Here is a 25,250-nt window from a genome sequence, read left to right as displayed (position 1 = left end):
AGACATCACCTCGAATTACTTACAATTTAATTTAAAAGTGACATCATCAAAATCTGCCTCATTCTTATCGTTCTTACCCATAGCAGTACTGCGCTTCAACCATACCCTTGCCTTAACAACTTTTGCTGCTGTTGTAGAACTGGGGGTATAAGACTTCTCGACAAGCGTCCAACTTGTTGCCTTTGAAACTGCCGTTTGGAAATAAGCAACCACCTTACTCGAGCTATCTTTGAGTTCAACCCGCGCATAAGGAAACCCTTCTGAAACAGTTCCATCCTTGCAACGCATTTGAGCACTTAAAGAATAGGTTGTTGTCCCAGCAGGAATCGTTACATCCTGGTAGAAATAATCTCCTTCTACGTCTAGATAGAAGTAGCGATCCCCTGTGCTTGTCCCATCAGCTTCTATTCCAATATTACCCCCATAAGAGACCCAACTCGTATCTGCTTGATCAGCTCCACCATTTTGAATGACATTAGTACACCATGAAAAAATCAGGTAGGACTTACCTGCATCAGATCCTCCCTCATCATTGCCATACGCCCCAATCAAGAGATCTGATTTCCCATTTCCATCTACGTCTCCTGCACTGGAGACAGAATAACCACTATGATCATCTTCATTTTCTCCAATAAACGCATAATCCGCTAAAGAAAGATCTATGGTCTTTGAGCTTCCGAGACTCTTTGCCAAGATCAAATACGTCTTACCTGCAAGAGATCCTCCCTCATCATTGCCATACGCCCCAATCAAGAGATCTGATTTCCCGTCTCCATCCACGTCTCCCGCACCAGAGACAGAACCACCACTTTGATCATCTTCATTTTCTCCAATAAACGCATAATCCGCTAAAGAAAGATCTATGGTATTTGAGCTTCCGAGGGTCTTTGCCAAGATCAAATACGTCTTACCTGCATAAGATCCTCCCTCATCATTTCCATACGCCCCAATCAAAATATCCGCTTTCCCATCTCCATCCACGTCTCCTGCATCAGAGACAGAATAACCACTGTAATCATCTGCATTTTCTCCAATAAACGTATAATCCGCTAAAGAAAGATCAATGGTATTTGAGCTTCCGAGGCTCTTTGCCAAGATCAAATACGTCTTACCTGCATCAGTTCCTCCCTCATCATTGCTACGCGCGCCAATCAAGAGATCTGATTTCCCATCTCCATCTACGTCTCCTGCACCAGAGACAGAATAACCACTATAATCATATGCATTTTCTCCAACAAACGCATAATCCGCTAAAGAAAGATCAATGGTATTTGAGCTTCCGAGGCTCTTTGCCAAGATCAAATACGTCTCACCTGCACCAGATCCAACAAAAAGCTCCCCAATCAAGATATCTGCTTTCCCATCTCCATCCACGTCTCCTGCACCAGAGACAGACGAAAAACTGTCTCCAATAAACGTATAATCCGCTAAAGAAAGATCTATGGTCTTTGAGCTTCCGAGGCTCTTTGCCAAGATCAAATAGGCCTTACCTGCCATAGCCGCCCCAATCAAGAGATCTGCTTTCCCATCTCCATCTACGTCTCCTGCACCAGAGACAGAATAACCACTATAATCATATGCATCTTCTCCAATAAACGCATAATCCGCTAAAGAAAGATCTATGGTATTTGAGCTTCCGAGGGTCTTTGCCAAGATCAAATACGTCTTACCTGCATCAGTTCCTCCCTCATTATTGTTACGCGCGCCAATCAAGAGATCTGCTTTTCCATCTCCATCCACGTCTCCTGCATCAGAGACAGAATAACCACTGTAATCACCTACATTTTCTCCTACAAGATAGACATCCGCCAAACTTAAAGACGCCCCTGGATTCTCAAAATCCTCCAGAGTCGCATACAAAGAGCTACTAAAACACAACTGCAATAACATCACTCCATACAAAAACATCTTATTAAACACTTTCATTTTCCCCCTTTCTTTCTCCCCCCCTCCCATTCGATCTTCATCGGGCAGCCCCATAAATGGGGCGACTACAAGGGTGATTTTCATCCCCCTTTGTGACGACCTCAGTCGGCATGAATGTTTCTCATCAATTCTAAAAAAAGTAAAAGTTTAAGCATTTTGGTGGTTGTACCTTTCTTTTTTACCCCCCATGAGAAATGCAGACAAAAACCGCCTTGGTGCCCTTGAGGGAGGTCCAAAGATGTCTGAAAATCCGAAGCGGGCAACTATTTTTTGATTATATTTTCAGCATATCTATTCACCTCTTCTAAACTTTTTTGAAGTTCTTGGCGTTTTAACTCCATCATCTCAGGATCTCGATGAGGAGGAACCTCGAGAGGGGAACCTGCCACCAAAGCTGCTCTGGAGTAAGGATAGGGAATTTTAAAACGGTCCCATGTTTGAAGAACTTTTTTGTGATCCGCATCATAAGCGATCGGCAAAATCGATGCACCACTGACAGCTGCAAGGCCAATCACGCCTAATTGAGCTTGACCACAAGGCCCTCGGGGCCCATCCGGCGTCACTGCAAGATCAAACCCCTCTTTCAATCTTTGCTGAAGCTTTAGAAGAGCGGAAAATCCGCCTCGGCTTGAAGAACCCCGAATCGCTTCAAAACCAAATTGATGAATTAAATCACTCACAATTTGACCATCGCGACTTTGGCTGATTAAAGCAGACATTTTTTGACGTCGGGTCAAAGCCAAATAGCAAAACGGCATCATCATTAACTGGTTGTGCCAAAAAGCAAAGATGATGGGCTTATTTTTACAGCGCTCTAATAAATAATGTTTTTCTCCTTCAATCCTCCAAACAAGGGAACTTCCTATCCATTGAATATAGGAAACACCTAAACAAAATATTCTCTTGCGAAGCCAAGGTTTTTCAGATAGAGAATTGAACTTCATAAAGCCTTTTATAAAGCCCCCCCTTTTCAATCAGAGCTTCATGCGTTCCTGTTTCAACAATCCTTCCCTGATTTAAAACCAAAATTTTATGCGCATTTCGAACTGTTGACAAACGGTGGGCAATCACTAAAACAGTCCGTCCCACCATTAAATGATTCAAGGCGTCTTGAACAAATTGTTCCGAGTGAGAATCCAAAGAGGAGGTCGCCTCATCCAAAATTAAAAAACGTGGATTTTTTAAAATGGCCCTGGCAATGGCCAGACGCTGCCTTTCCCCTCCAGAAATCTTAAACCCTTTTTCTCCAATGACCGTATCATACCCTTTAGGAAGTCCCACAATAAAGTCATGGGCATGAGCGGCTCGAGCCGCCTCTATGATTTTTGCATCCGACATATCTTTACGACCATAGGCAATATTATTTTTGACCGTGTCATTGAACAGAATCACTTCTTGAGTCACCATCCCCAAAAAAGTCCGTAAAGACTTAAGTGAATATTCAGTAATATTCCCCCCATCAATTTCAACCTCTCCCTCCTGAACATCGTAAAAACGTAAGATAAGATTGGCCAGGGTTGACTTCCCAGATCCACTGGGTCCAACAAGGGCTGTAATTTCGCCCGCTTTAATCTCAAAATTGATGTTTTGTAAAACCCAATCCGTTCCATATCGAAAAGAAACGTTTGAAAAAGAAATTCCCTTTTCAATCCCTTGAAGTTCAATCGGATGGGAAGAATCCTGGACGGTCGGGACCTCATCTAAAATCTCAAAAACTCGCACGCCCGCTGCATTGGCTTGTTGAATCACACTGTTTAACTTTCCTATTTTCTTAAGGGGCTCATAGGTTAAGAAGAGGGCGGTCAAAAATGAAAAAAAGGCATCGACACTCAAATGCTTGGCTCCATACCAAAAGCAAAAACCTGCCGCACAAGAGCCAATCACCTCAATCACAGGTCGGGTCGCCTCCGCTGAACGTATGGCCTCAATCATCGATTTAAAAAAATGATGATTCTCCACTCTAAAACGCTCAATTTCATAGCCTTCCATCGAAAAGGCCTTCACCACACGAATACCTGTAATGGTTTCGTGCAAAATGGAAGTTAAGTCCCCCACTTGATTTTGTGCTTTACGCGTCGCCTCTTCAACCCGTTTACCAAACTTGACAATGGGAATGACCGCCATTGGAAAAACAAAAAGGGAGACCGAGGCCAAGATCGGATCAAAATAGAAAAGAGAAATCATGAGACCCAAAAGCGAGAGAGGTTCTTTGACTAAATCCGTAATGGCATTGGAAATCGCATATTGAATGAGACCCACATCATTGGTAACACGAGAAATGAGATGCCCTGTTTTACGATCCGAAAAAAAATTGAGTGAAAGCTCGTGAAACTTTCGATAGAGTTTTTCCCGAATATCAGCGACCACGCGAAGTCCCACCCAATTCATATAATAGGCCTGCCCAAAATCAGCTAGACCTCGCATCAAGAAAATCACTAAAATCAAAACCGGAACGAAAAAATAAAGCGCAGAATTTTTAGATACAAAAGCAACATCAAGAACAAATTTTAACGCCCATACCACTCCCGTATTAAAAACAGCAAAAAAAATCATGCACATGAAGGCCATCAAAAGCCGAGATCGATAAGGTTTAGAAAACTGAAGCAGACGTCGATAAATCATGCAGCACTCACCTCCTCTAGAATCATCAGGGCCGCCCTTTTGCTGGCCCCTGGAGGACCTAAACGGTCTCGGACATGGCCTTCCTCTATGATGATTTGATCCAGCAAGGCAGGATGAGACAAAAATTCTTCCGTCGTTTTTGAAAGCATTTCCGGATTAAAATCTTGTTGTAAGAGCTCCGGCACAATTTTCTTGTCTGCAACTAAATTAACCAACCCGACAAAGGGAACCCGAATCAACCGACGGATCAAGAAAGCCGTCAATCCAAAAATTTTATAGAAGACAATCATAGGAACTCCTAAGAAAGCTGTTTCCAAAGTGGCTGTCCCTGAACAAACCCAGGCAAGCCTTGAGGCCACTAGACATTCTTTCATCCCATTTTGATAGAGATGAATAAATAAATGTTGTTCCAACTTTTTAGAGAGTGTCTCATAAATAGGCCTGGTCGCACAAGGAATCACAAAATGAGCATTGGGGTGTTTTTCTCGTACCCGATCCGTAGCCTTAGAAAGTGTTTCCCAATGTTTTTCAATCTCATTCACCCGACTCCCTGGAAGAATGGCAATGATGGGATCTCTCCCAGCTAAATTCAAATCCTTTTTCAAATCGAGTTTGTTCCTATAAGTCTCATAGAAATCGACTAATGGATGCCCCACAAAATTAACGCTAACTCCCGAAGCTTTATAAAAGGCCTCTTCAAAAGGTAAAATCACTAACATTCGATGAACCGTGTTAAGAATTGTCTTAATCCTTCGCTTCCCCCACGCCCAAATTTGAGGACTAACATAATAAATCACCCGAATGCCCTTTTGGCGAATAACTTTCGCCAATCTTAAATTAAAGCCTGGAAAGTCAATCAGGACAACCCCTTGAGGTCGTTCCTCATCCAGCCGTTCACAAATAAGACGAAAAACTTTTTTAAAATTCCAATAGTTTTTAAAAACCTCAAAAAGACCGACCACTGCCCATTTTGTTATATCCTCTAAAATCTGGACACCGGCCTCCTTCATCATTTCTCCCCCCAGCCCCTCAAGTTTCAAATGCGGGTTTTCCTTCCTCAAAGCCTGAGCCAAAAGAGCCCCAATCTGGTCTCCAGAGGGCTCTCCTGCAATAATCATGATTTTCATAGTACCATCCATGGGTCCATACCAACGCGAGCGAAGATAAAATAAATTCAATTATGAAAAATCCAAAAATCAAACATCCCGCCCAAGGGCGTGGCTCGCCACAGGCGGCAAAAATCTTGTCGGACAATGTAAAATTTAAAATGTCTCCCATGCAATAGCATTAGAAATTTTGGATTTTAATATGTCATTTTGCATTTTGATTTTTGGATTTTGAATTTTCATGATTTAATCATCTTTAACACTTCCATGGCAACTTCCAAAGCCTGTTTTCCATGCTCTCCAGAGACTAAAGGATTTTTCTGATGTTTCACACAATCGACAAAAGAAGCAATTTCCAATTGGAGAGGTTCTGCCTTTTCAAAAGGAATAGGCTGACAAGTAATTTTTTGTCCTTCTTTATGATAAATTTTTCCTTCTTGCTTAAAATAATCAAGAGAGATATAGGCATTGGCTTGAAAAACCCGAATCTTCCTCATCTTCTCAATTGAAATACGACTCGTCGTTAAATTTGCAATGCATCCATTTTCGAATTCGAGCCTCGCATTCGCAATATCTTCATAGGGGCTTAAAACCGGAACACCCACTGCACGAATTTCTTTCAAAGGAGAACGAACCAAATGAAGAACCGCTTCAATATCATGAATCATGAGATCTAACACAACACCAACGTCTGTCCCACGCTCAGGAAAAGGACTTAAACGATGGCACTCAATGAAACGTGGCTTGTCTAAAATTCCTTCGAGTGCTTTAAATGCAGGATTATAGCGCTCGATGTGTCCCACTTGAAAAACAAGACCTTTCGCTCTTGCCTTTTCAACAAGGCGAGAAGCCTGCTCAATCGTTTGAGCAATCGGTTTTTCGACCAGGACATGAACCCCTTTTTCCAAAAGGGTATCGGCAACATGAAAATGTTCCACCGTTGGAACAGCCACACTGACTAAATCAATTCCTGGAGGCAAAGCTTCACAATTGGGATAAGCTTGAGTCCCATAACGATGGGCTATTTTAGAGACCTTTTCAAAATCAATATCAACAAGGCCTATAAGCTCGACAGAAGAAAGTTGGCTATAGATTCGAGCATGTTCCTTTCCCAAATAGCCCACCCCTACTACAGCAACTTTAAGTGTTTTCATCCCACCACCTCCGAGGCCCGCCAAAGGCGGGCTTAATTCTACAAAACAAAGTAATTGCGCTATCATATTCCATCGCCCCTCAAGGGTCGGCCGGAGGTGGTGGGACCATCCCAACGACAATTAAACCCATTTTATGAGCCCTTTCAAAAAATTCTTCCTGATCCAAAAGAAGCGTCTTTCCAGCTTCAAGACCTAGTACAGCAGATTTAATTTTTTGGAGAACCTGCAAAGTTTCTAAACCAACAACCGGAATATCATATCTCATATCCTGACGAGAACGAGCTACTTTTACAACCGTCGTTCCCTTGCCAGCCAAAGCGCCCCCTCTTAAAATGGCCTCATCCGTTCCTTCTAATCCCTCTAAGGCAATAAGAACCCCTGACTTCACCACCACGGTTTGGCCTGCCTCAAGATCGGCCAAAACCTTTGCGACCTTCCACCCATAAGACAAATCTTGATATTGATTTTGAGTTGGTTTTTTAGAAGTCAAAACCCCTTTTTTCACAAGGGATTGAGTCAGAAATTGAGTCGAATCAAGGAATTGAAAACCTTCCCTCTCTAATTCTAAAACAAGCCCACCCAGAAGAGTCCGCGCATTTTTTTCTTTAATTGCTTTAAAAAATTTTAAGCCCTCTAAATCAAATTTTAAAGACCTTAGAGTCAGTCGATGAGGAATTTGTCCAGCCATCACCAATTCACGAATCCCCGCATCTTTTAAAATCTTTTTCATTTTTCCAAGCTGCCCAAGACCCATCCAGACCATTCTGTCGACTGCTTGAGATAATTCAGGAGAAGTGATTCCAGAAAACCCTATTCCTAAAATGGTTTGAACCCCTTCTCCTCGAGCTTGACGAGCCACAAGGATAGGGAAGTCACGATTTCCTGCAATGATGGCTAAAGAGTTCACATTACAAACATCCTTTAAAAAAAGTTTGAAACGCATGAAAACGAGTCCACAGTCCACAGTCCACAGTCGACAGTTTCAAGGAAATCGTTTATTTCTATGGACTATAGACAGTGGACCGTAGACTCTTTTTATTCACTCAGCGGCAAATGCCTCGTTCAGCCTTTCGGATAAACTCAATCAGATGGTGAATCTCTGGGGAGGAGGGAATTTCTTCTTCAACCTTTTTAATAGCATGGGTGATGGTTAAGCCTGATCGAAAAAGAATTTTAAATGCCTTTTTAATATGATTTTGTAAATCCTGACTTATTCCCTTTCGAGTCAAACCCACTGAATTGATCGTCCTCACAATAGCAGGGTGACCATCTGTCATGGAAAAGGGCGGAACATCTTGAACCACTTTTGAGCAACCTCCAATAATCGAAAGAGCTCCGATTCGACAAAATTGATGGATCGCAACAAGCCCACCAACCACAGCCCCATCCTCAATTTCAACATGTCCTGCCAAAGTTCCTACATTTGCTAAAATCACGTGATTACCCACCCTACAATTATGAGCGACGTGGGCATAAGCCATAATCAAACAATCTTCGCCAATAACGGTCTGGGTCCCCTCCCCTGTCCCACGATTAATGGTTACAAATTCACGAATGACCGTCCTTGCACCAATGCGGGCATAAACTTTTTCACCTTTAAACTTTTTATCTTGGGAATCACTCCCCACAGAAGCCCAAGGGTAAATGCGTACATCGGGACCGATAAAGGTATCTTGACCAATGACCACATGAGAATCAATGCGACAACCCGAGGCAATTTCAGAATTTGGCCCCACCACAGTAAAAGGACCCATCTCTACATTCGGGGCAATTTTAGCGGTTGGATCAATCACCGCCCTCGGATCAATCGGCATAATTCAAACCTTTGCAGCTGTTGTTTCGGTTCTCCCTACTAACGCAAACATCAAATCGGCTTCAGCAGCAAGTTGATCTCCTACAAAAGCTTTTCCTTGAACAACCCCGGTTTTGCTTCGACACCGCGTCAACTGAACTTCCATTCTCAATTGATCCCCTGGAACAACGACCTTTCGGAATCTCGCATTGTCGATCGCTGTAAAATAAGCAAGTTTTCCTTTCTGCTCCGCCTTACTCAATAAAAGAACCCCTGCCACTTGGGCCATGGATTCTATAATCAAGACCCCTGGCATCACGGGATGGCCTGGAAAATGTCCGACAAAAAAACTCTCATTTAGGGTCACATTCTTGAGGCCAATCACTTTTCCAGTTTCATCATCCATCTCCAAAATTCGATCGACTAAAAGGAAAGGATAACGATGAGGTAAGATGTTCTGAATGGCCACATTATCAAGAAGAACTTCCATAAATTGACCTCGCCTTGTTTAGAAGTAAGTTTCTATCGTTTTTTAAGAAGTTACAAACTCGTGAATCAGGTCTTCTTGGGTCAAAGTCCCTAACAACCGTTTTGCAAATTCAAAATTCATGGCATGCCCTGACTTAATTGCAATGACATGGGCCTTAAACGGTTTACCTAAAAGATAGAGGTCGCCAATGATATCTAAAATTTTATGACGAACACATTCATCAGGAAAACGAAGTTTCTCTTTACTAAAAATAGCATCTCGTCCCACCACAACTGCATTGTCCAGGCTACCCCCTTTGATCAATCCCTCTTTCATCAAATACTCAACTTCATGGTAAAAACAAAAGGTGCGGCACGGAGCAATTTCCTTAATAAAATTTTCCTCATTCACCTCAACGGTATAATATTGATCCTTAATCCTCGTATCTTTATAAGAAAGGGTGAAAGAAATCCTGCAGCCTTCGTAAGGAAGAGCAACGAGACTGGCTCCCCCTTCTTCATAATAAATCGGTCTCATCAGCTTTAAACTTTTTTTAGGAGAAGACTGTTCTTGAATCCCTGCCTCCTTAATCATTTCAACAAAAGCCAGAGAACTGCCATCGGCAACCGGAGGTTCATTGGCCTCCATTTCAATGATCAGATTGTCAATGCCGCATCCCATGAGGGCCGCCAGGACATGTTCAACGGTATGAACCTTCACCCCATTTTCCTCAATCGTTGTTCCCCTCGTTACTCCTGTTACATTTTCAAGTTTGGCTTTAACGACAGGACGATTCGCAAGATCGATTCGAACAAACTCAATTCCATAATTATGAGGGGCCGGAAGAAAAGAAACGCGTGTCTTATTGCCCGTATGAAGGGCAATACCCGAATAACTTACCTTCTTTTTAATCGTCTTCTGCCGCTGAAACATGACGTTATTTCCCTTCAAAAGCCTGAATTCTTTTTTCTAATTCTTTTATTTTTTCAAACATCTTTCCTAAACGACGCACATAGGCAATGTTTTTCTTTTCTTCTTGAATGGGAAGGGCTGGACTTCCCCACATGATAGACCCTTTGGGTACATCTTTAGAAATTCCCGTTTTAGCAGCTAAAATCGAACCCTCTCCTACTTCAACATGTCCCACAAGCCCTGCTTGGCCGCCAATGATCACATGATGCCCAATCTTAGTCGTTCCAGAAATTCCAACCTGTGCGACGATCAAACAATGCTCACCAATCTCAACATTGTGGGCCACCTGGACCAAATTATCAATTTTAGTTCCCTTTTTAATCATCGTCTTTCCAAAACGCGCACGGTCAACGGTTACATTTGCACCTATTTCAACATCATCCTCAATCACAACAACTCCAACTTGAGGAATTTTGTGATGAACCCCATTCACTGTTTCAAATCCAAAACCATCGCTGCCAATCACTGTCCCACTATGAATAATCACGCGAGCACCTATTTGAGTTCCCTCACGAACCGTCACATGAGGATAGATCAAAGTTTCCCTCCCAATATGAGAACCATATCCCACAAAAGAACCTGCACCTATAACGGTCTGATCACCTATCGAGATCTCATCCTCAATCACCGCATGAGGACCCACAGAAACATCTTTCCCTAACTGAACACGCTCTCCTATAACAGCAGTAGAATGAATTCCCTTATGAAACCCATTCGTTGATGGTTTTAATTTTTCAACAACCTTTGAAAAGGCAAGAGAGGGATTTTTACAAATGATGAGCGGCCTTTTCCCATTAAAAGAAATGTCCTCACCCAAGATGACAGCACTTGCCTGTGTCCCATCTAAAAAAGGAAGATATTTCAAATTTGCAAGAAAGGTAATATCGCCTTCTTGAGCTTCTTTAATTCCACTAACTCCTTTAATGGAAATCTGTCCATCTCCAATTAAACGTCCATCAACGAGTTCTGTGAGTTCTTTGAGTGTAAAAACCATTCTATTTCTCTCTTCTCTACCCTGCATATTATTTTCCTACATATTATTTTTTACTTACAACTTACAACCTATAGCTATTTTCATTTTTAATTTAAAATCCAGTCATGAAAATAGAAAAAATGTACAATAATGTTCTTTATTTTCATCCACTTGGGTGGACTGAAAGTTCATGATGACAAAAATCAAAATGCAAAATGACATATCAAAATCCAAAATCTCCAGTGCCATTGCAAGGGAAACATTTTAAGTTTTAGATTGTCATTTTGATTTTTGATATTTGATTTTTGGATTTTTAAAGTTATTTCTTCTTTTCCTTTGCTTCCACCTTTGCTTTTTCTTCAGAAGATTTCTCAGATGAAGCAGGTTCTTTCTTTGCCTTTTCATTCATGGCTTGAGTCACTTTATCCGTAATGTCGAAAGAAGCGGTTTTATAAAGCAAAGCCCGATCATTAAAAATAAGATCGTATTTTTCACTTTTCCCAATTTCTTCAATGGTCACTCGAATATCGTCAAAAATTTTCTTTAGAAGATAATCTCTTTTATTTTTTAATTCCCCTTTCGTTTTCTCATCAAATTCACGAAGGGTTTTCAATTTTTCTTCAATGGCGGCCTCTTTTTCTTTACGAGCTCCTTCGCTTAAAAGTTCTGCCTCATCTTTCAACTTCTTAATCTCATCAACCATGCCTGTTCTTTCTTGGGTCTTACCTTTTCCTTCTTCTTTCAACTTTGCATCATTTTGTTTAGTGACATCATATTCATTAAAAACCTTCTCTACATCCACATAAGCAATCTTAAGTTCCCCTTGAGAAACCCCAGCACATCCTAGTAACAACACCGCGGCCCACATTGCCATTTTTTTCATCCGATTTTCTCTCCTTTATCATCGTTAGTTTAAAATGAATATCCAATGTTAAAATCAAATCGACCATCGCTATCCTGAAATTCATCCCGATCAATCGGCCATCCATAGTCCAACCGAATCGGTCCAATAGGAAGGTCTAACCTTAATCCTACACCTACACCGGTTCTTAAATCACCCAGATCAAAATCGGCATAATCTTCGTATACATTTCCCGTATCATAAAATACGGCCCCTCTCAATTTTTCAAAAATAGGATAAGTCAACTCTGCACTTCCCGTAATCATCGACTTACCTCCAATGGGCTCTCCTTCTTCATCCTTAGGCCCCACATCCCTAAATTTGAAACCTCGAATGGTGTTTGCCCCTCCCAAAAAGAAACGCTCAAAAAGTGGGACTCGATCTGAATCCCCAAAGTTATCCACGAGGCCCGCCTGACCACTCAAACGCAACACTAAATCCAGTGGAAGAGGAATATATAGACTGTTACGGGTCGTATATTTTGTAAAATCACGATCAAAACCAAAAGGACCTCCGGCCACCTCTAAACTAATCGAATTACGCATTCCTTGAGTGGCTGAAAGAGGACTATTGCGTGTATCCCGGGTCAGTGAAAATTCCATACTGCTGACATCAAAAGTCCCTGCCTCCTGTTTAATCGCATCTGAAGCACTGTCCGAGACATGTCGAATTTCATCTTCCTCTAATTTATACGTCAAATCTGCCCTTACAAACTCCACAATCTTTTTCCCTAATCGAAGATCTCCTCCGGTCCTTCTTTCGTCGTAGACGTCACTCAAAAAACGGCTGTCCCTTCGATAAAGATCCATTCCAAAAGAAATAGGCCGATCAAAAAGCCATGGCTCTGTCCAACTCAAGGTGTAATCCTGTCTCTTAGTTCCAACCTGAGCCCGTATTCTCAATTTTTGACCGTCACCGGTAAAAGTTGGAAAATTTTTCCAGTCAAAATTTTTCTGAGTCATTTCTACAAATCCAATCAGATTATCAATTGAGCTAAATCCAACGCCAAATCCAATTTCTCCTGTCTTTGTTTCCTCAACATCCACCAAAAGATTTTTCTTTTCAGGACGGTCCGTCGGCTCAATATCCATTAAAACCGTCTTAAAATATCCCAAATTCATCAACCGTTCCTGACTGCGACGGACTTTGACGCCATTAAAAACCTCGCCCGGCTTGACAGCCAATTCACGACGAATCACAATGTCTTTCGTTTTAGTGTTGCCTCGAATCTTAATCTGATCCAAATAAGAAATACCCAATTCTTCAATGGAATAAAGAACATCGATCCTTTGAGTTTTTTCATTTAAGACCGTTTGAGGCCGAACCGTTGCATCCACATAACCTTTCGACAAATAATAATCTCGAATTTGATTCACATCCGTTTTGAGCCTATCTGGAGTAAAAATAATTCCTGAGGTCATCTTAAAAAGTTTTGCAATATCCGCAGAGGGAAAGGTCGTATTTCCTTCTAAAACCACTTCTCCTACCTGATACTGTTTTCCCTCTGTCACATAAATCGTTAAAGTCATTTTTTTCCCAGAGGCATCATAACTTGTCTTAACATCATCAATCTTGGCATCGATATATCCTTCAGAGCGATAGAAATCAAGCAATCGGTCTTTATCCTCTTCAAACACATCTTCTTTGAAATTTCCTCCAAAGAAAAGAATCGGACGACGGGTCTTCAACACTTTTCTCAAGCGCTTTTCACGAAAGGCCTTATTCCCAACAAACGCGACTCGATCGACTTTGACTCGAACCCCTTCTTGAACATGAATCACAATCGCTGCATGGCCAATTTCCTTATCCACACTTAAAGAATAGTCGACCTTGGTATTCGGATAACCCTTATCTTTATAAAAGTCTTTAATGGCCTGAACATCTTCTTTAAGCTGAGTTTCATTGATGCGATCCCCCATATTTAATTTCATCTGTTTCTTTAGCTTTTTCTCATTAAAGGCCTTATTCCCCTCAAAAACAATTTCCTTCACAATCGCTTTTTCAACAACCACAAAGGTCACGATAAAACCATCGAATTCATCTTTGACATCCACTTCGACATCCGAAAAATGGCCCATGGAATAAAGGCGTTTTAAATCATCGTCCAAGTCCGACTGGAGAAGAGCACTTCCTGAATGCGTCTTTACACGAGATAGAATAAGGTCTTTATTGACTGAAAGATTTCCTGCAACCTCTACTTTTTTTACAACCTTCTCCTTTTCTTGAGCAAAGGAGAACCCCAGCGATAAAATTCCAAACACAGCCAATACGATATAAACTAATCTCTTCATGATTATTCCCCTTCCTCTCTTGGACTATGGTTCTCAAAACGAGTAAACTCACTGACAAAGGTCAATTTCATATCCCCTGTCGGACCATTTCTTTGTTTAGCAATAATAATATCGGCCTCTCCTGGAGAATCCTCCGGATTATAATATTCGCGTCGAAGCAAGAGAATCACAGCATCGGCATCCTGCTCAATCGCACCTGATTCCCTCAGATCGGATAGCCTCGGTTTATTTTCAGGACGATTCTCAGCCGCACGATTGAGCTGAGAAAGAACAATGATCGGGATATTTAGTTCCCGAGCCAAACTTTTTAATGAACGGCTAATTTCAGAAATTTCCTGCTGCCGATTCTCTGACCTGTTACTTTGAAAACTCTGCATGAGTTGAAGATAATCTACAATCAAAAGTTCAATGTTATAAGCAGACTTAAAACGCCTTGCCTTGGCCCTAAGCTCTGTGGCTGACAATCCCGGTGTATCATCAATATAAAGCGGAGCTTCTGAAAGAGCGTTCGCCGAATGAACCAGTTGACGCCAATTTTCGTGTGATATAAAACCCCGCCGAACGTGCTGAAGATTAACCTTGGCATGAGCACACAACATTCTTTGAACCAGCTGCTCCCTCGACATTTCTAAACTAAAAATGCCCACGGGTAATTTTTCATTCACCACCACATGCTCTGCAATATTCAGTGCAAAAGCCGTTTTCCCCATGGAAGGACGGGCTGCCACCACAATCATATCTGAACGCTGAAGGCCCGACATTATCTCGTCAAAATCTTTAAATCCAGAAGAGATCCCTAAAAGGGCTCCCTTCTTTTGATAGGCCCGATCAATCGATTCCATCGTTTGACGAACCAAATCTTTGAAAGACGCATTTTGATCAATTTTCGCCCGATTCTGAACCAGATCGAAAATACGCTGTTCAGCCATATCTAAAAGCTGATCGACTTCCTCTTCGGTACTGTAACTATGAGTGATGATTTCTGTACACGTGTGAATGAGGTTTCTTAAAACAGCTTTCTCATGAACAATTCGAACATATTCCTCCACGTGTGCAGAGGTCGGAACCGCCTGGGGAAGAGCGACCAAGGTACTGGCCCCTCCCACCGCATCGAGCCCATCTGCCTTTTCAATCGCCTCCGTCAAGGTAATCAGGTCCAAGGGGCGATTATGATCATAAAGCGTGATCAATGCATTAAAAATTTTTTGATGGGTATCTAGATAAAAGCTCTCCGACCTTAACTGGGCAAGCACGGTTGGAACGACTTCACGGTCAATCAGAATAGAACCCAAGACCCCGATTTCGGCCTCAATATTCTGAGGAGGTAACTTTTCAATCGAAACACCTGAAACTGATTTCATCAAAAAAAGCTTCCCATGCTAAAAACAGCGGCGAGTTGTAAGCTCTCATTTTCATAGCTGTAGCCATAAACGTGTTGTCCACCCAAGTGGATGAAAATGGGTCTACAGTCGACAGTCAATGGTCGACAGTTTAAAAGAATTATTTATTTTCTGTAGACTGTTGACCGTTGACCGTGGACTCGTTTTTCATCGTTACTTACGAACAACAGAAACCTTCAAAGAAGCTTCGACCTGGGGATGCAACTTCACCACAGCGGAAAAATCTCCAAGATGCTTGATGGGTCCATCCAACAGAATTCTTCTTCGGTCAATCGTTACTCCAGCCTCTTCTAAAACCTTTGCAATATCCTGATGGGTGACTGACCCAAACAATTGATCATTGCGACCCACTTTAACTGAAATACTACATGTCATTGATTCCAAGCGTTCTTTCAAAGCCTTTGCTTCTTCCAAAATTTCATGTTCCTCGGCCTGCCGATTTTCTGCCAAAGTTTTAGCCATAGCAACAACACCTTCTACGGCGGGAATCGCAAAATGTCTTGGAATAAGGTAATTTCTTGCATAACCATCCGAAACTTTTCGAACCGTTCCTGCTTCACCTAATTTCTCGATTGTCTGTAACAGTAATATTTCCATAGGATTTTCCTCTAAAAATGGTCACCGGTCGCCTGTCACCAGTCGCGGCCATTATAAATTTTCCGATAAATAAAAAAACCAACTTATTGATCAATGATCGGCGGAATCAGTGCAATAAATCTTGCTCGCTTCACCGCACTTGCAATCTGTCTTTGGTGAAAAGAACAATTACCTGTAATTCTACGAGGAATAATTTTCCCGCGCTCTGTCAAATTCTTTCGAAGTTTTAAGGTATCCTTATAATCAATCCCTTCAACTTGATCGATACAGAATCTACACTTTTTCTTCCGAATAACCTTCTCTTCGCGTTCTGTTTTCTCACTGCGCCGATCCCGATCATCTCTTCGCTCACGACGTTCTTCCATATACGGCATAACAAACTCCCTCTTTTTAAAATAGCAAAAATCAAACATCAAATATCAAAATTGTGGTAGAGATTTATGAAAAACTTCTGAAACAATTTAATTTTTGATTTTTAATTTGTCATTTTGATATTTAATTTTTGATTTTCGACTTAAGTAAAGAAACGTTGAACACTTACTTTGAATTTATATCAAAATTTACTTTTCAGTGATGACAACATCGACTTAGAACGGGATATCATCCTCTGCTTCGTCGGAACTCTCTACCCCTTCTTCAGATTTAGAGGAGACCCCTACTTCCTCTGAGACAGGAGAAGTCCCTTTTGAAGGCGGACGGCCTAGAAATTGAACCCTCAAGGCAACAACCTTTAAACGATTTCTCTTTTCACCTTCTTTGGTCTCCCAACTATCCAACTGCAATCTTCCTTCAACCAAAATGGGAGAACCCTTTGTCAGATATTGACCTGATGTTTCTGCCTGACGTCCCCAAACCACAACATCAACAAAACAAACCTCTTCCTTCTTTTCCCCTGTTTTTGATAAATAAGTTCTCCCAGTCGCAAGCCCAAGATCTGCTACTGCCTGACCTCCTGAGGTATATCTTACTTCAGGATCCCGCGTTAATCGACCCACCAAAAAAACTTTATTAAGATCTGCCATTGTACCCTCCCCTTGGACTACAGTCGCCTGTCATACTTAATCCTTACATACTCTACACGAACATTTTGATCAAAAAGTCCCAAGATGCGAGGCGCATGCAAGCGACTGCGGAGGCGTACATTTTTTCGTACGCCGCACAAAGGAGCGCCGCATGCAACGAAGCAGATTGGGCTTTTTCATCAAAATGTCAATTCTTTATCAAAAGATATCTTAAAACCTGAGGAGTTATTTTAAATTTCTTTTCGATCTTTAATATTCCATCAGAAGGAGCTTGAAAAAGTAAAAGAGCATAAATCCCCTCCCGAAAACCTTTAACCTTATAGGCAAGAGCACGCTTCCCTTGAAGGTCACGAGACACAATGGAACCCCCAGAGCCTACCAATTCACTTTCAAACCCTTTGACAAGTTTTTCCGCTTCCGCGTCTACAACCGTTGGATCTAAAATGACCATTGCTTCATAATGCTTCACTGAATACCTCCGTTTAGAATAGTAAGTAGTAAATAGTAAGTAGTAAGTAGAAAAAAAATTCCTTTAAAACTTATCGCTTACAACCTACAGCTTATATCTGCTTTCTTGACTGATAATCGCTTAACCACTTTTGAAGAGCCATAGATCCCTGCGAAATAAAAATTGAGACGCAAGTCTGTGCGGTCTCAATCATTCTCCTCGTCTCTTCCAACTCCTCCAACTCAAAGGGGCTCAAAACATAATCTGCATAATCTTTTCCCTCTTCTTGAGGAAGTCCAACACCCAAGCGAAGTCTGGGAAATTCATTTGATTGACACATACTCAAAATAGATGCCAATCCCTTATGTCCCCCTGAGCTTCCTTGCAACCGAAATCGAAGCATGCCCAATTTCAAAAAAACATCGTCCAGTATAACCAAAGTATCTTGATGAGACAATCCAAAAGATTGAAGGAGCTTTTCAGCCGCCCGACCGCTGTTATTCATATACGTGAGCGGCTTTGCTAAAATAAAAGATTTTTCTCCAATCTTTCCTTCGGCTAACAAAGATTCACAATCCATTTTTCGATGAAAGTGAATTTTCCAATCCTTTGCCAATTCTTCTAACAACCAAAAACCAATATTATGACGGGTATACTGATACTTCTCCCCCGGGTTCCCTAACCCTATAATAAGTTTCATTTCTCCTTCTTTTTCTCAGCTTCTTTCTGTGCGGGAGCCTCTTTCTTTTGGGCTGCTACCTGGGCTCCTTCAGCCGCTTCTCCGGGAGCAGGCTCTTTACCCTTCGCAATCACTTCAGGTTCAGTCTTCTCTCCCTCTTTGGGAACTTCTTCTTCAACCTTAGGTATAGCCACTGAGAAAACGCTGATGTCTGGAGCCGTTAAAATCGTGACTCCCTCTGGGGGCTCGATATCACGAACAAAGAAAGATTGACCTAATCCTACTTGAGAGACATCGACCACCAGGGCTTCTGGAATATTGAGAGGAAAACACTCAATTTCAATTTCACGCAAGGTACATTCCAAAATTCCTCCCTGCTGAGAAACACCCATGGGTTCTCCCTTCGATTCAATTCTGACCCTCGTCCTTAACTTTTTCTTCATCGAAACTTGCAGAAAATCCACGTGAAGAACACAATCTTTCAAAGGATCGATCTGAACATCGCGAACCAAGGCGGTGGTTCCTTTTTTATTTTTTTCATTAGATAAATTCAAACTGAAAATTAAATTTTCAATCGAATGACCTTTAATCGCACGCGTGAATTCCCTCGCTTCGACTTTAACAGAAATCCCTGGCTTTCCTTCTCCATAAATCACGGCAGGGATCAACCCGCTCTTTCTAAGTCTTTTAACGGACTTACCTTTTTCTACACGTTCCTCAACTCCCAACGCTAACATTTCTGACATAAATTCCTCCTTCAAAAACAGTTAAAAGTTTAACCCCGTTATTCAACGGGGCAAGAGTTTAAAGTTCAAAGAAAAAACAAAATCAAAAACAGTTTAAACTTATATGAAAAGTGAGCTGACGGATTCATTCTCATGTATTCTTCGAATCGCTTCTCCCAAGAGCTCTGCAACGGTGAGAACCCTGATTTTATGATCGAGGGCCTTTCCCCCTAAAGGAACGCTGTCTGTCACGACCAACTCTCTTAAACGGGTTTTCTGAATTCTCTCAGTGGCTGGACCCGACAAAATCGCATGAGCCCCGGTCGCATAAATCTGGCTTGCTCCATTTTCATCCACAATTTTTGCTGCCTCCGCCAGAGAGCCAGCCGTTGCAATCATATCGTCCACAATGATCGCTGTTTTCCCTCGGACATCTCCAATCAGATGAAGAACTTCTGCATCAACTGAATTGACCCGTCTTTTATCGACAATCGCCAAATCGGCTCCCAAACGAGTTGCAAAGGCCCTGGCCCGTTTAATTCCTCCTACATCCGGAGTGACAATGACCATATTGTCCAATTTTAAACTTTTGAGATAACGAATGAAAACAGGCGCCGAAAATAAATGATCGAGAGGAATATCAAAGAAACCTTGAATCTGGTCCGCATGAAGATCCATGGTCAGCACTCGATCTGCCCCCGCGGCAGTAATAAGATTGGCCACAAGCTTCGCAGAAATCGGAACACGGGGCTGATCCTTACGGTCCTGACGGGCATAGCCATAATAAGGAAGCACCACGGTCAGACGAGCCGCAGAGGCCCTCAAAAAAGCATCCATCATAATCAAAAGTTCCATCAGGTTTTCATTCACCGGAGGACACGTCGATTGAACAAGAAAAACATCGCGTCCCCGAACATCCTGTTTCACCCGAACAAAAATCTCTCCCTCACTAAATCGAGAGATCTCGACTTCTCCAAGAGGTATATTGAGATAATCGACAATTTTTTTTGCCAATTCAGGATTCGAAGTGCCTGAAAAAACCGCCATCTCCTTCATCACAACTCCCATCGTACTTAATTGATAATTCTTAATTGATAATTAACAATTGAAAATGGATAATTTAGGAATTTATTTATTTTACCTTTATTGTTATTGTCAATTTCGTTATCAGCTTTTAATTCTCTTCGCCAAAACTTTTGCGGGGACTCCAACAACTGTCTCCCCCTCTGGAACATCCTTGCCACGGGTGACTACAGAGCCCGCCCCCGTTACAGCCTTCTTTCCCACTCGCACGGGTGCGACTAAAATGGTCCCACTTCCAATAAAAGCGCCCTCTTCGATATGCGTCGGATACTTATGAGTCCCATCATAATTAGCCGTAATGGTTCCTGCCCCTACATTCACGCCTTCACCAATCACAGCATCTCCCAAATAAGTCAAATGCTTTGCCTTAACACGCCCGCTTATCTGAGAGGACTTCACTTCCACAAAATTTCCAATCTCGACCTTATCTTTTAAATGGCATTTTCCTCTTAAGTGAGCAAAAGGTCCAATCACACAATTTTTTCCAATCACCACTTCACCTTCAATCACCGTAAAAGGATGAATGATGGTATCCTGACCGATTACCACGGTCTCATCAATAAAAATGGAATCAGGATCAAGAAGGGTGACGCCCTCATCCATCCAATGATTTAAGACTCTTCGCCTCAGAACTCGTTCAGCTTCGGCCAATTGATGACGAGAATTAATTCCCATCACCTCCCGAAAATCCTTGACCTCAAAAGCGCCTACAGATTGATGACGAGCCGTCATGATCTCAATCACATCGGTAAGATAAAGCTCATTTTTTTCTGGATGAAGCGCTATCTCATTCAGGGCAGAAGACAAGGCAGGCCAGTTGAAACAATAAATTCCAGAATTAATCTCTTCGATAGCCTTTTCGTAAACCGTTGCCTCTAGCTCTTCTACAATAGCTTTAACTTCTCCAGAGGCCTTTCGTACAATGCGGCCATAACCCGTAGGATTTGCCAATCTCCCCGTCAAAACCGTCCCATCATAGTGATCTTCTTCATGTTTTTCAATAAATTTTTTTATGGTCTCTCTCGAAAGAAGAGGCACATCTGCACAAAGAATCAAAACAGAGCCTTTCCAATCCTTTAAAAAAGGCTTCGAAGCCAGCACTGCATGAGCCGTCCCCAAAGGTTTTTCTTGAATCACAAACTCAACAGTTTGAGGGAGTTCTTCTCGAATTTTATCCCCATCCGGGGGAAGAACAAAAATCTGATGCTTAAAGCTGAACCCCTTTAATAACTCTTGGGTCCTTCTAATCAAAGATTTTCCACATAAAGGGTGCAACACCTTTGGAAGAGACGATTTCATCCGTGTTCCACGACCCGCGGCCAAAACAACAACAACAAAATCTTGAGAGTTCATTCTTCCTCTTAAAACTGTTTAAAGTTTAAGGTTGAAAGTTTAAAGAAAAAAACCGACCTCGAAATCCTTGAACTTTGAACTTTAAACCTTCAACTGTCTTTCGAGACGGGACGACAATATAACATTTTAAAATATTCTCTTCATCGGAAAAATCACTTTCTACTTTTTTATCTTCTCTTTCTCGTTTATACTGTCTCCCACTGCCCGGTGGTGTAATGGTAACACAGCAGAATTTGGGTCTGCTTTTCTAGGTTCGAGTCCTAGCCGGGCAGCCATCAATACAGTTCAAAGTTTAAAGTTTAAAGTTCAAAGTTTAAAGATTCTGCATGCTCAGGTCTTTTCCTTGAACTTTAAACCTTAGACTTTGAACCGTATTTGTTTGAACTGTCTGTTAGAGCGTAATAGGCCTCGAGGACCTTCTTTTGGATAATGTCTCTGGCTTCGGCGGTAATGGGGTGGGCAATGTCTTTGTGGTCTTCTCGATGCTCTTCATCATGATAATTATGGAATGATACTTCGGGAAGCCTTGCTCCACACTCAGGACAGAATTTACTTCGGATGGGAATCTTTCGACTACACTTAACACAGGGCTCTTTCATCTTGATGCTAGGCATAGCAACGAAAGGGCCATTTTTACCTTCGATCACCTTTAAATCCCTGACGACGAACATTTCATCAAAGGTAATCGTTACAAAAGCTTTTAACTTACTCCCATGAGATTCTTTCAGATGAACTTTGACATTGGTGATTTCCATGGGGTTCACCTTTCTTTGTGTTTGGGAAAGCCACACACGCCCAGTATACTCCTTCTAAGACGGAAAAGTGAAGTTTGTTTTAGTTAAAGCGGTCCAAAATTTAGAAGAAAAATTTTTATGGAATTGAGTTTGTATTTTTAAACCCTCTTCGGGTGAACCCACCAATGCAAAAAGGGTCGGACCGCTTCCCGACAAAAGGACACCCTCAGCCCCTAAACGTTTCAAGACTTCCTTTATTTCTCCTAATTGAGGAAAAGATTCAAAGACAACCTCTTCCAAGCGATTATAAAGGAGAGATGATAACTCCCGCAAATTTGTTTTTTTAAGGGAGGCCACCATCCGATGAATGTCTAAATTTATTTTCGTTTCGCCCAATTTTAAAGCCCGATAAACCCTAGGTGTTGGAACTTTAAAATTGGGATTCACTAAGAGAAAATCAAGCGATGGAGAAATATCAAGCGGTGTTAATTGATCCCCAATCCCCTCTCCCAAAGCTGTTCCACCCATTAAAAAGAAAGGGACATCAGCCCCTAATTGACGGGCTATTTGGAAAATTTTATCTTTTGGCAAATCTGTTTGAAACAGCTTTGTTAAGGCCTTTAAAGTAGCCGCAGCATTACTAGAACCTCCACCCAATCCAGCCGCAACGGGAATTTTTTTATCGATTCGAATATGAACGCCCCTGTCGATCCCTACTATCTCTAAAAAAGCCTGAGCGGCCCGATAGGCTAAATTGGTCGAGTCGGTAGGAATATCCGAAACATTCGTGCTAATCCTAATTTCCTTTTTGTCCCATAGGCTGACCTCAATCTCATCACATAAATCAATCTCTTGAAAAACGGTTTTGAGATCATGATAGCCATCCTCTCTTTTCCTAATCACCTCTAAGAAAAGATTGACCTTCGCGGGTGAGCGAACATGCACACTTTGAGTCATAACTATTTTCTCGTTTAATTTGTCATCATAAATTTTCATCTACAGCAGATGAAAATGGTCTACAGTCCACAGTCAATGGTCGACAGTTTTAAAGGAATCATTTATTTTCTATGGACTGTAGATCGTTGACTATGGGCTCGTTTTCATAGTTGATTTTTCTCTCCTTAAGAATCTATAAGAAAACACAAACCCCTGTTTCAGAGAGGGTATTCCACTCTAAAACAGGGATTGATAAAAGGATTATTTCTTATGTCGATCTTGACGACTTCTCTTTTTTCTTTTGTGTTTATTCATCTTTGATTTTCTTTTCTTACGACCACATGGCATCACAAACCTCCTTTTTAAACTCTTTTATCTTCCCAGCCTCCCGCCGCAGGCGAGGCGGGTGAACTTTAAACTTTCAACTTCTAACTTTAAACTGTCGTTTAGTATATCACTTTATTCAATGGATATTCAATAATCCCTTCAGCCCCTTTAGATTTCAACTTTGGAATAAGCTCTCGAATAATTTTTTCGTCCACAATGGTTTCAATGGCAAACCAACTCTTTTCACCTGGTTTCTTCATCAATTCTGAAATAGTAGGTTCTCGAAGCGCAGGCAGTAAAGAGGTAATTTCTTTCAACTTCTCCGAAGGGACATTCATCTTAACCCCTACTTTTTCTTCCGCCATCAAAGCCCCTTTTAAAAGAAGCGCCAAATTTTCAATTTTCTTTCTCTTCCATGGATCTTCCCAAGCCTTTTTGTTGACAATCACACGTGTGGTTGATTCTAAAACCGTTTCGATAATGCGCAAATGATTAGCCCTTAAACTCGAGCCGGTTTCTGTAATTTCACAAATCGCGTCTACCAATTCAGGAACCTTGATTTCCGTTGCCCCCCATGAAAATTCTACATGGGCCTTCACGCCTCGCTTTTCAAGAAAACTTCGGGTAAGATTCACCCCCTCCGTTGCAATTTTCTTATCCACAAGATCTTCAACTTTTTGGAATTTAGAATCATTGTGGACCGCAATGACCCACCGAATAGGTCGCAAACCCTGTTTGGCATAAATCAATTCCGCTATTTCATGCACATCCGAACCATTTTCAACAACCCAATCCTTTCCGGTCAGCCCCAAATCTAAAACACCTGACTCAACATAACGTGACATTTCCTGAGCCCGAATGAGTATGGCTTCAATTTCAGGATCATCAACCGAAGGCTTATAAGACCTTTCCCCGACACGAATGGCATATCCTGCTTTCTTAAAAATAGCAAAGGTTGATTCCTGCAAACTTCCTTTAGGTAAACCGAGTTTTAACTTCATCGTAGATCATCCTCTCTTTTAGAACTTTTCCCTTAAACCTTAACGCTTATCCCTATTTTTATAATATTCACAATCGTTTCGAATCACACAACCCATGCAACGCGGGGCCTTTAATTTACACGTAACCTGTCCATGCTTCATCAGTTGAGAATAGAGACTCAAAATCAAATATCGTGGAGTTGCACGATTCATCACTTGCTGAATCACCTCTCGATTTGCTCCATCCCAAACCCAGCCCAATCTTTTCGATACCCTCGTCACATGCGTATCGACAGGCATCACGGGTTGATTGAGCGAATACAAAAGAATATGACTTGCCGTTCGGGGCCCCAGACCTTTAAGGGAAATCAAATATTTCATCGCATCATTTTGATCTTTCTCCCTTAAAAAATCTAAAGAAAGATCGCCGCGATCCTTATAAATTCTTTTTAAAATCCGTCTCATTCGGATGGCCTTGGTATGATGTAGGCCCCCATTTTGAATGGTTTTAGAAATTTCTAAAGAAGGGGCGTTCATTAAGGCCTCCCATCCTTTATACTTTTTCCATAACTTATCAAAGGATTCCTGGGCATGAGCCCGACTTGTATTCTGAGAAAGAATGGTCAGGATCAATTCATCCAAGGGATTTTTCTTTCCCTCTCTTTCTTGTTTTCCATATTGATCTTGTAAAAGATCATGAACTTTTAAAACCTGAACACGCAGGCCTTTGAGTTCTTCATGTGTAAGCTCGATATTCATG

General features: G+C 41.6%; 25 protein-coding genes and 1 tRNA gene. 1 reads left to right on the top strand and 25 read right to left on the bottom strand.

Annotated features, from left to right (window positions below; genetic code table 11):
* Window positions 1-15: 15 nt before the first annotated feature.
* From HYS07_07830 to HYS07_07730, 21 genes are all read right to left on the bottom strand, one after another.
* Window positions 16-2,010, bottom strand: coding sequence for an FG-GAP repeat protein (locus HYS07_07830; GenBank protein MBI1871084.1), 1,995 nt, complete (start codon window positions 2,008-2,010; stop codon window positions 16-18).
* Window positions 2,011-2,189: 179 nt separating this feature from the next.
* Window positions 2,190-2,870, bottom strand: coding sequence for a lysophospholipid acyltransferase family protein (locus HYS07_07825; GenBank protein ID MBI1871083.1), 681 nt, complete (start codon window positions 2,868-2,870; stop codon window positions 2,190-2,192).
* On the bottom strand, window positions 2,848-4,548 hold the full coding sequence (locus HYS07_07820) for an ABC transporter ATP-binding protein (GenBank protein MBI1871082.1): 1,701 nt from the start codon (window positions 4,546-4,548) through the stop codon (window positions 2,848-2,850). The genes HYS07_07825 and HYS07_07820 overlap by 23 nt, the downstream gene beginning before the upstream one ends.
* Entirely contained in the window at window positions 4,545-5,675 is a 1,131-nt protein-coding gene (lpxB, locus tag HYS07_07815) for a lipid-A-disaccharide synthase (GenBank protein ID MBI1871081.1), read from the bottom strand. The genes HYS07_07820 and lpxB overlap by 4 nt, the downstream gene beginning before the upstream one ends.
* A gap of 218 nt (window positions 5,676-5,893) precedes the next feature.
* On the bottom strand, window positions 5,894-6,808 hold the full coding sequence (locus tag HYS07_07810; protein MBI1871080.1) for a Gfo/Idh/MocA family oxidoreductase: 915 nt from the start codon (window positions 6,806-6,808) through the stop codon (window positions 5,894-5,896).
* 79 nt (window positions 6,809-6,887) lie between these two features.
* Window positions 6,888-7,715, bottom strand: coding sequence for a UDP-2,3-diacylglucosamine diphosphatase LpxI (lpxI, locus tag HYS07_07805; GenBank protein MBI1871079.1), 828 nt, complete (start codon window positions 7,713-7,715; stop codon window positions 6,888-6,890).
* A gap of 136 nt (window positions 7,716-7,851) precedes the next feature.
* On the bottom strand, window positions 7,852-8,622 hold the full coding sequence (gene lpxA / locus HYS07_07800; GenBank protein ID MBI1871078.1) for an acyl-ACP--UDP-N-acetylglucosamine O-acyltransferase: 771 nt from the start codon (window positions 8,620-8,622) through the stop codon (window positions 7,852-7,854).
* A gap of 3 nt (window positions 8,623-8,625) precedes the next feature.
* The gene (fabZ, locus tag HYS07_07795) at window positions 8,626-9,090 is read right to left on the bottom strand and encodes a 3-hydroxyacyl-ACP dehydratase FabZ (protein ID MBI1871077.1); all 465 of its coding nucleotides are present in this window, start codon (window positions 9,088-9,090) and stop codon (window positions 8,626-8,628) included.
* 42 nt (window positions 9,091-9,132) lie between these two features.
* Entirely contained in the window at window positions 9,133-10,002 is an 870-nt protein-coding gene (gene lpxC, locus HYS07_07790; protein MBI1871076.1) for a UDP-3-O-[3-hydroxymyristoyl] N-acetylglucosamine deacetylase, read from the bottom strand.
* A 4-nt stretch (window positions 10,003-10,006) separates the two neighbouring features.
* Window positions 10,007-11,035, bottom strand: a complete 1,029-nt coding sequence (gene lpxD, locus HYS07_07785) for a UDP-3-O-(3-hydroxymyristoyl)glucosamine N-acyltransferase (protein ID MBI1871075.1) — start codon at window positions 11,033-11,035, stop codon at window positions 10,007-10,009.
* Between the two features lie 298 nt (window positions 11,036-11,333).
* On the bottom strand, window positions 11,334-11,897 hold the full coding sequence (locus HYS07_07780; GenBank protein MBI1871074.1) for an OmpH family outer membrane protein: 564 nt from the start codon (window positions 11,895-11,897) through the stop codon (window positions 11,334-11,336).
* Between the two features lie 29 nt (window positions 11,898-11,926).
* Window positions 11,927-14,206, bottom strand: a complete 2,280-nt coding sequence (gene bamA, locus HYS07_07775; GenBank protein ID MBI1871073.1) for an outer membrane protein assembly factor BamA — start codon at window positions 14,204-14,206, stop codon at window positions 11,927-11,929.
* Between the two features lie 2 nt (window positions 14,207-14,208).
* Window positions 14,209-15,567 (bottom strand): replicative DNA helicase, encoded by a 1,359-nt coding sequence (gene dnaB / locus HYS07_07770; GenBank protein ID MBI1871072.1) that lies wholly within the window; start codon window positions 15,565-15,567, stop codon window positions 14,209-14,211.
* 192 nt (window positions 15,568-15,759) lie between these two features.
* Window positions 15,760-16,203, bottom strand: coding sequence for a 50S ribosomal protein L9 (locus tag HYS07_07765; GenBank protein ID MBI1871071.1), 444 nt, complete (start codon window positions 16,201-16,203; stop codon window positions 15,760-15,762).
* An 83-nt stretch (window positions 16,204-16,286) separates the two neighbouring features.
* On the bottom strand, window positions 16,287-16,568 hold the full coding sequence (locus HYS07_07760) for a 30S ribosomal protein S18 (protein ID MBI1871070.1): 282 nt from the start codon (window positions 16,566-16,568) through the stop codon (window positions 16,287-16,289).
* A 222-nt stretch (window positions 16,569-16,790) separates the two neighbouring features.
* A complete protein-coding gene (gene ssb, locus HYS07_07755; GenBank protein MBI1871069.1) occupies window positions 16,791-17,225 on the bottom strand; it encodes a single-stranded DNA-binding protein in 435 nt (144 codons plus the stop codon).
* A gap of 187 nt (window positions 17,226-17,412) precedes the next feature.
* Window positions 17,413-17,694 (bottom strand): 30S ribosomal protein S6, encoded by a 282-nt coding sequence (gene rpsF, locus HYS07_07750; protein MBI1871068.1) that lies wholly within the window; start codon window positions 17,692-17,694, stop codon window positions 17,413-17,415.
* A gap of 91 nt (window positions 17,695-17,785) precedes the next feature.
* Complete coding sequence (locus HYS07_07745; GenBank protein ID MBI1871067.1) at window positions 17,786-18,373, bottom strand: aminoacyl-tRNA hydrolase; 588 nt, start codon at window positions 18,371-18,373, stop codon at window positions 17,786-17,788.
* Window positions 18,370-19,098, bottom strand: coding sequence for a 50S ribosomal protein L25 (locus HYS07_07740; protein ID MBI1871066.1), 729 nt, complete (start codon window positions 19,096-19,098; stop codon window positions 18,370-18,372). Before HYS07_07740 ends, HYS07_07745 begins: the two co-directional genes overlap by 4 nt.
* A 99-nt stretch (window positions 19,099-19,197) precedes the next feature.
* A complete protein-coding gene (locus HYS07_07735) occupies window positions 19,198-20,136 on the bottom strand; it encodes a ribose-phosphate pyrophosphokinase (GenBank protein ID MBI1871065.1) in 939 nt (312 codons plus the stop codon).
* 108 nt (window positions 20,137-20,244) lie between these two features.
* Window positions 20,245-21,513 carry an NTP transferase domain-containing protein gene (locus tag HYS07_07730; GenBank protein MBI1871064.1) on the bottom strand — a complete coding sequence of 423 codons (1,269 nt, stop codon included), beginning with the start codon at window positions 21,511-21,513 and terminating at the stop codon, window positions 20,245-20,247.
* Window positions 21,514-21,714: 201 nt separating this feature from the next.
* Here HYS07_07730 and HYS07_07725 point away from each other — a divergent pair.
* Window positions 21,715-21,788: transfer RNA gene (locus HYS07_07725), tRNA-Gln, on the top strand.
* Window positions 21,789-21,863: 75 nt separating this feature from the next.
* On the opposite strand, the gene HYS07_07720 is transcribed toward HYS07_07725, so the two are convergent.
* From HYS07_07720 to HYS07_07705, 4 genes are all read right to left on the bottom strand, one after another.
* Window positions 21,864-22,268, bottom strand: a complete 405-nt coding sequence (locus HYS07_07720; protein MBI1871063.1) for a septation protein SpoVG family protein — start codon at window positions 22,266-22,268, stop codon at window positions 21,864-21,866.
* A 54-nt stretch (window positions 22,269-22,322) separates the two neighbouring features.
* Window positions 22,323-23,204 (bottom strand): 4-(cytidine 5'-diphospho)-2-C-methyl-D-erythritol kinase, encoded by an 882-nt coding sequence (locus HYS07_07715; GenBank protein MBI1871062.1) that lies wholly within the window; start codon window positions 23,202-23,204, stop codon window positions 22,323-22,325.
* Between the two features lie 425 nt (window positions 23,205-23,629).
* Complete coding sequence (locus tag HYS07_07710) at window positions 23,630-24,511, bottom strand: ATP phosphoribosyltransferase (GenBank protein ID MBI1871061.1); 882 nt, start codon at window positions 24,509-24,511, stop codon at window positions 23,630-23,632.
* Between the two features lie 39 nt (window positions 24,512-24,550).
* Window positions 24,551-25,249, bottom strand: a complete 699-nt coding sequence (locus tag HYS07_07705) for a hypothetical protein (protein MBI1871060.1) — start codon at window positions 25,247-25,249, stop codon at window positions 24,551-24,553.
* Window position 25,250 lies beyond the last annotated feature (1 nt).

Source organism: Chlamydiota bacterium (assembly GCA_016178055.1).
In the GTDB taxonomy this organism is placed as follows: domain Bacteria; phylum Auribacterota; class JACPWU01; order JACPWU01; family JACPWU01; genus JACOUC01.
This window is presented reverse-complemented; position numbering and strand designations above follow the sequence as displayed.

Excerpts from the sequence above, each read along its gene's own strand:
- HYS07_07765 (MBI1871071.1), bottom strand. The coding sequence starts at position 16,203 with ATGGAAATATTACTGTTACAGACAATCGAGAAATTAGGTGAAGCAGGA.
- lpxB (MBI1871081.1), bottom strand. The coding sequence starts at position 5,675 with ATGAAAATCATGATTATTGCAGGAGAGCCCTCTGGAGACCAGATTGGG.
- HYS07_07780 (MBI1871074.1), bottom strand. The coding sequence starts at position 11,897 with ATGAAAAAAATGGCAATGTGGGCCGCGGTGTTGTTACTAGGATGTGCT.
- HYS07_07740 (MBI1871066.1), bottom strand. The coding sequence starts at position 19,098 with ATGTCAGAAATGTTAGCGTTGGGAGTTGAGGAACGTGTAGAAAAAGGT.
- bamA (MBI1871073.1), bottom strand. The coding sequence starts at position 14,206 with ATGAAGAGATTAGTTTATATCGTATTGGCTGTGTTTGGAATTTTATCG.
- HYS07_07710 (MBI1871061.1), bottom strand. The coding sequence starts at position 24,511 with ATGAAGTTAAAACTCGGTTTACCTAAAGGAAGTTTGCAGGAATCAACC.
- HYS07_07810 (MBI1871080.1), bottom strand. The coding sequence starts at position 6,808 with ATGAAAACACTTAAAGTTGCTGTAGTAGGGGTGGGCTATTTGGGAAAG.
- HYS07_07720 (MBI1871063.1), bottom strand. The coding sequence starts at position 22,268 with ATGGAAATCACCAATGTCAAAGTTCATCTGAAAGAATCTCATGGGAGT.
- HYS07_07825 (MBI1871083.1), bottom strand. The coding sequence starts at position 2,870 with ATGAAGTTCAATTCTCTATCTGAAAAACCTTGGCTTCGCAAGAGAATA.
- HYS07_07820 (MBI1871082.1), bottom strand. The coding sequence starts at position 4,548 with ATGATTTATCGACGTCTGCTTCAGTTTTCTAAACCTTATCGATCTCGG.
- HYS07_07830 (MBI1871084.1), bottom strand. The coding sequence starts at position 2,010 with ATGAAAATCACCCTTGTAGTCGCCCCATTTATGGGGCTGCCCGATGAA.
- lpxD (MBI1871075.1), bottom strand. The coding sequence starts at position 11,035 with ATGGTTTTTACACTCAAAGAACTCACAGAACTCGTTGATGGACGTTTA.
- fabZ (MBI1871077.1), bottom strand. The coding sequence starts at position 9,090 with ATGGAAGTTCTTCTTGATAATGTGGCCATTCAGAACATCTTACCTCAT.
- HYS07_07745 (MBI1871067.1), bottom strand. The coding sequence starts at position 18,373 with ATGAAACTTATTATAGGGTTAGGGAACCCGGGGGAGAAGTATCAGTAT.
- HYS07_07705 (MBI1871060.1), bottom strand. The coding sequence starts at position 25,249 with ATGAATATCGAGCTTACACATGAAGAACTCAAAGGCCTGCGTGTTCAG.
- ssb (MBI1871069.1), bottom strand. The coding sequence starts at position 17,225 with ATGGCAGATCTTAATAAAGTTTTTTTGGTGGGTCGATTAACGCGGGAT.
- HYS07_07730 (MBI1871064.1), bottom strand. The coding sequence starts at position 21,513 with ATGAACTCTCAAGATTTTGTTGTTGTTGTTTTGGCCGCGGGTCGTGGA.
- HYS07_07715 (MBI1871062.1), bottom strand. The coding sequence starts at position 23,204 with ATGACTCAAAGTGTGCATGTTCGCTCACCCGCGAAGGTCAATCTTTTC.
- dnaB (MBI1871072.1), bottom strand. The coding sequence starts at position 15,567 with ATGAAATCAGTTTCAGGTGTTTCGATTGAAAAGTTACCTCCTCAGAAT.
- lpxA (MBI1871078.1), bottom strand. The coding sequence starts at position 8,622 with ATGCCGATTGATCCGAGGGCGGTGATTGATCCAACCGCTAAAATTGCC.
- lpxC (MBI1871076.1), bottom strand. The coding sequence starts at position 10,002 with ATGTTTCAGCGGCAGAAGACGATTAAAAAGAAGGTAAGTTATTCGGGT.
- HYS07_07760 (MBI1871070.1), bottom strand. The coding sequence starts at position 16,568 with ATGGAAGAACGTCGTGAGCGAAGAGATGATCGGGATCGGCGCAGTGAG.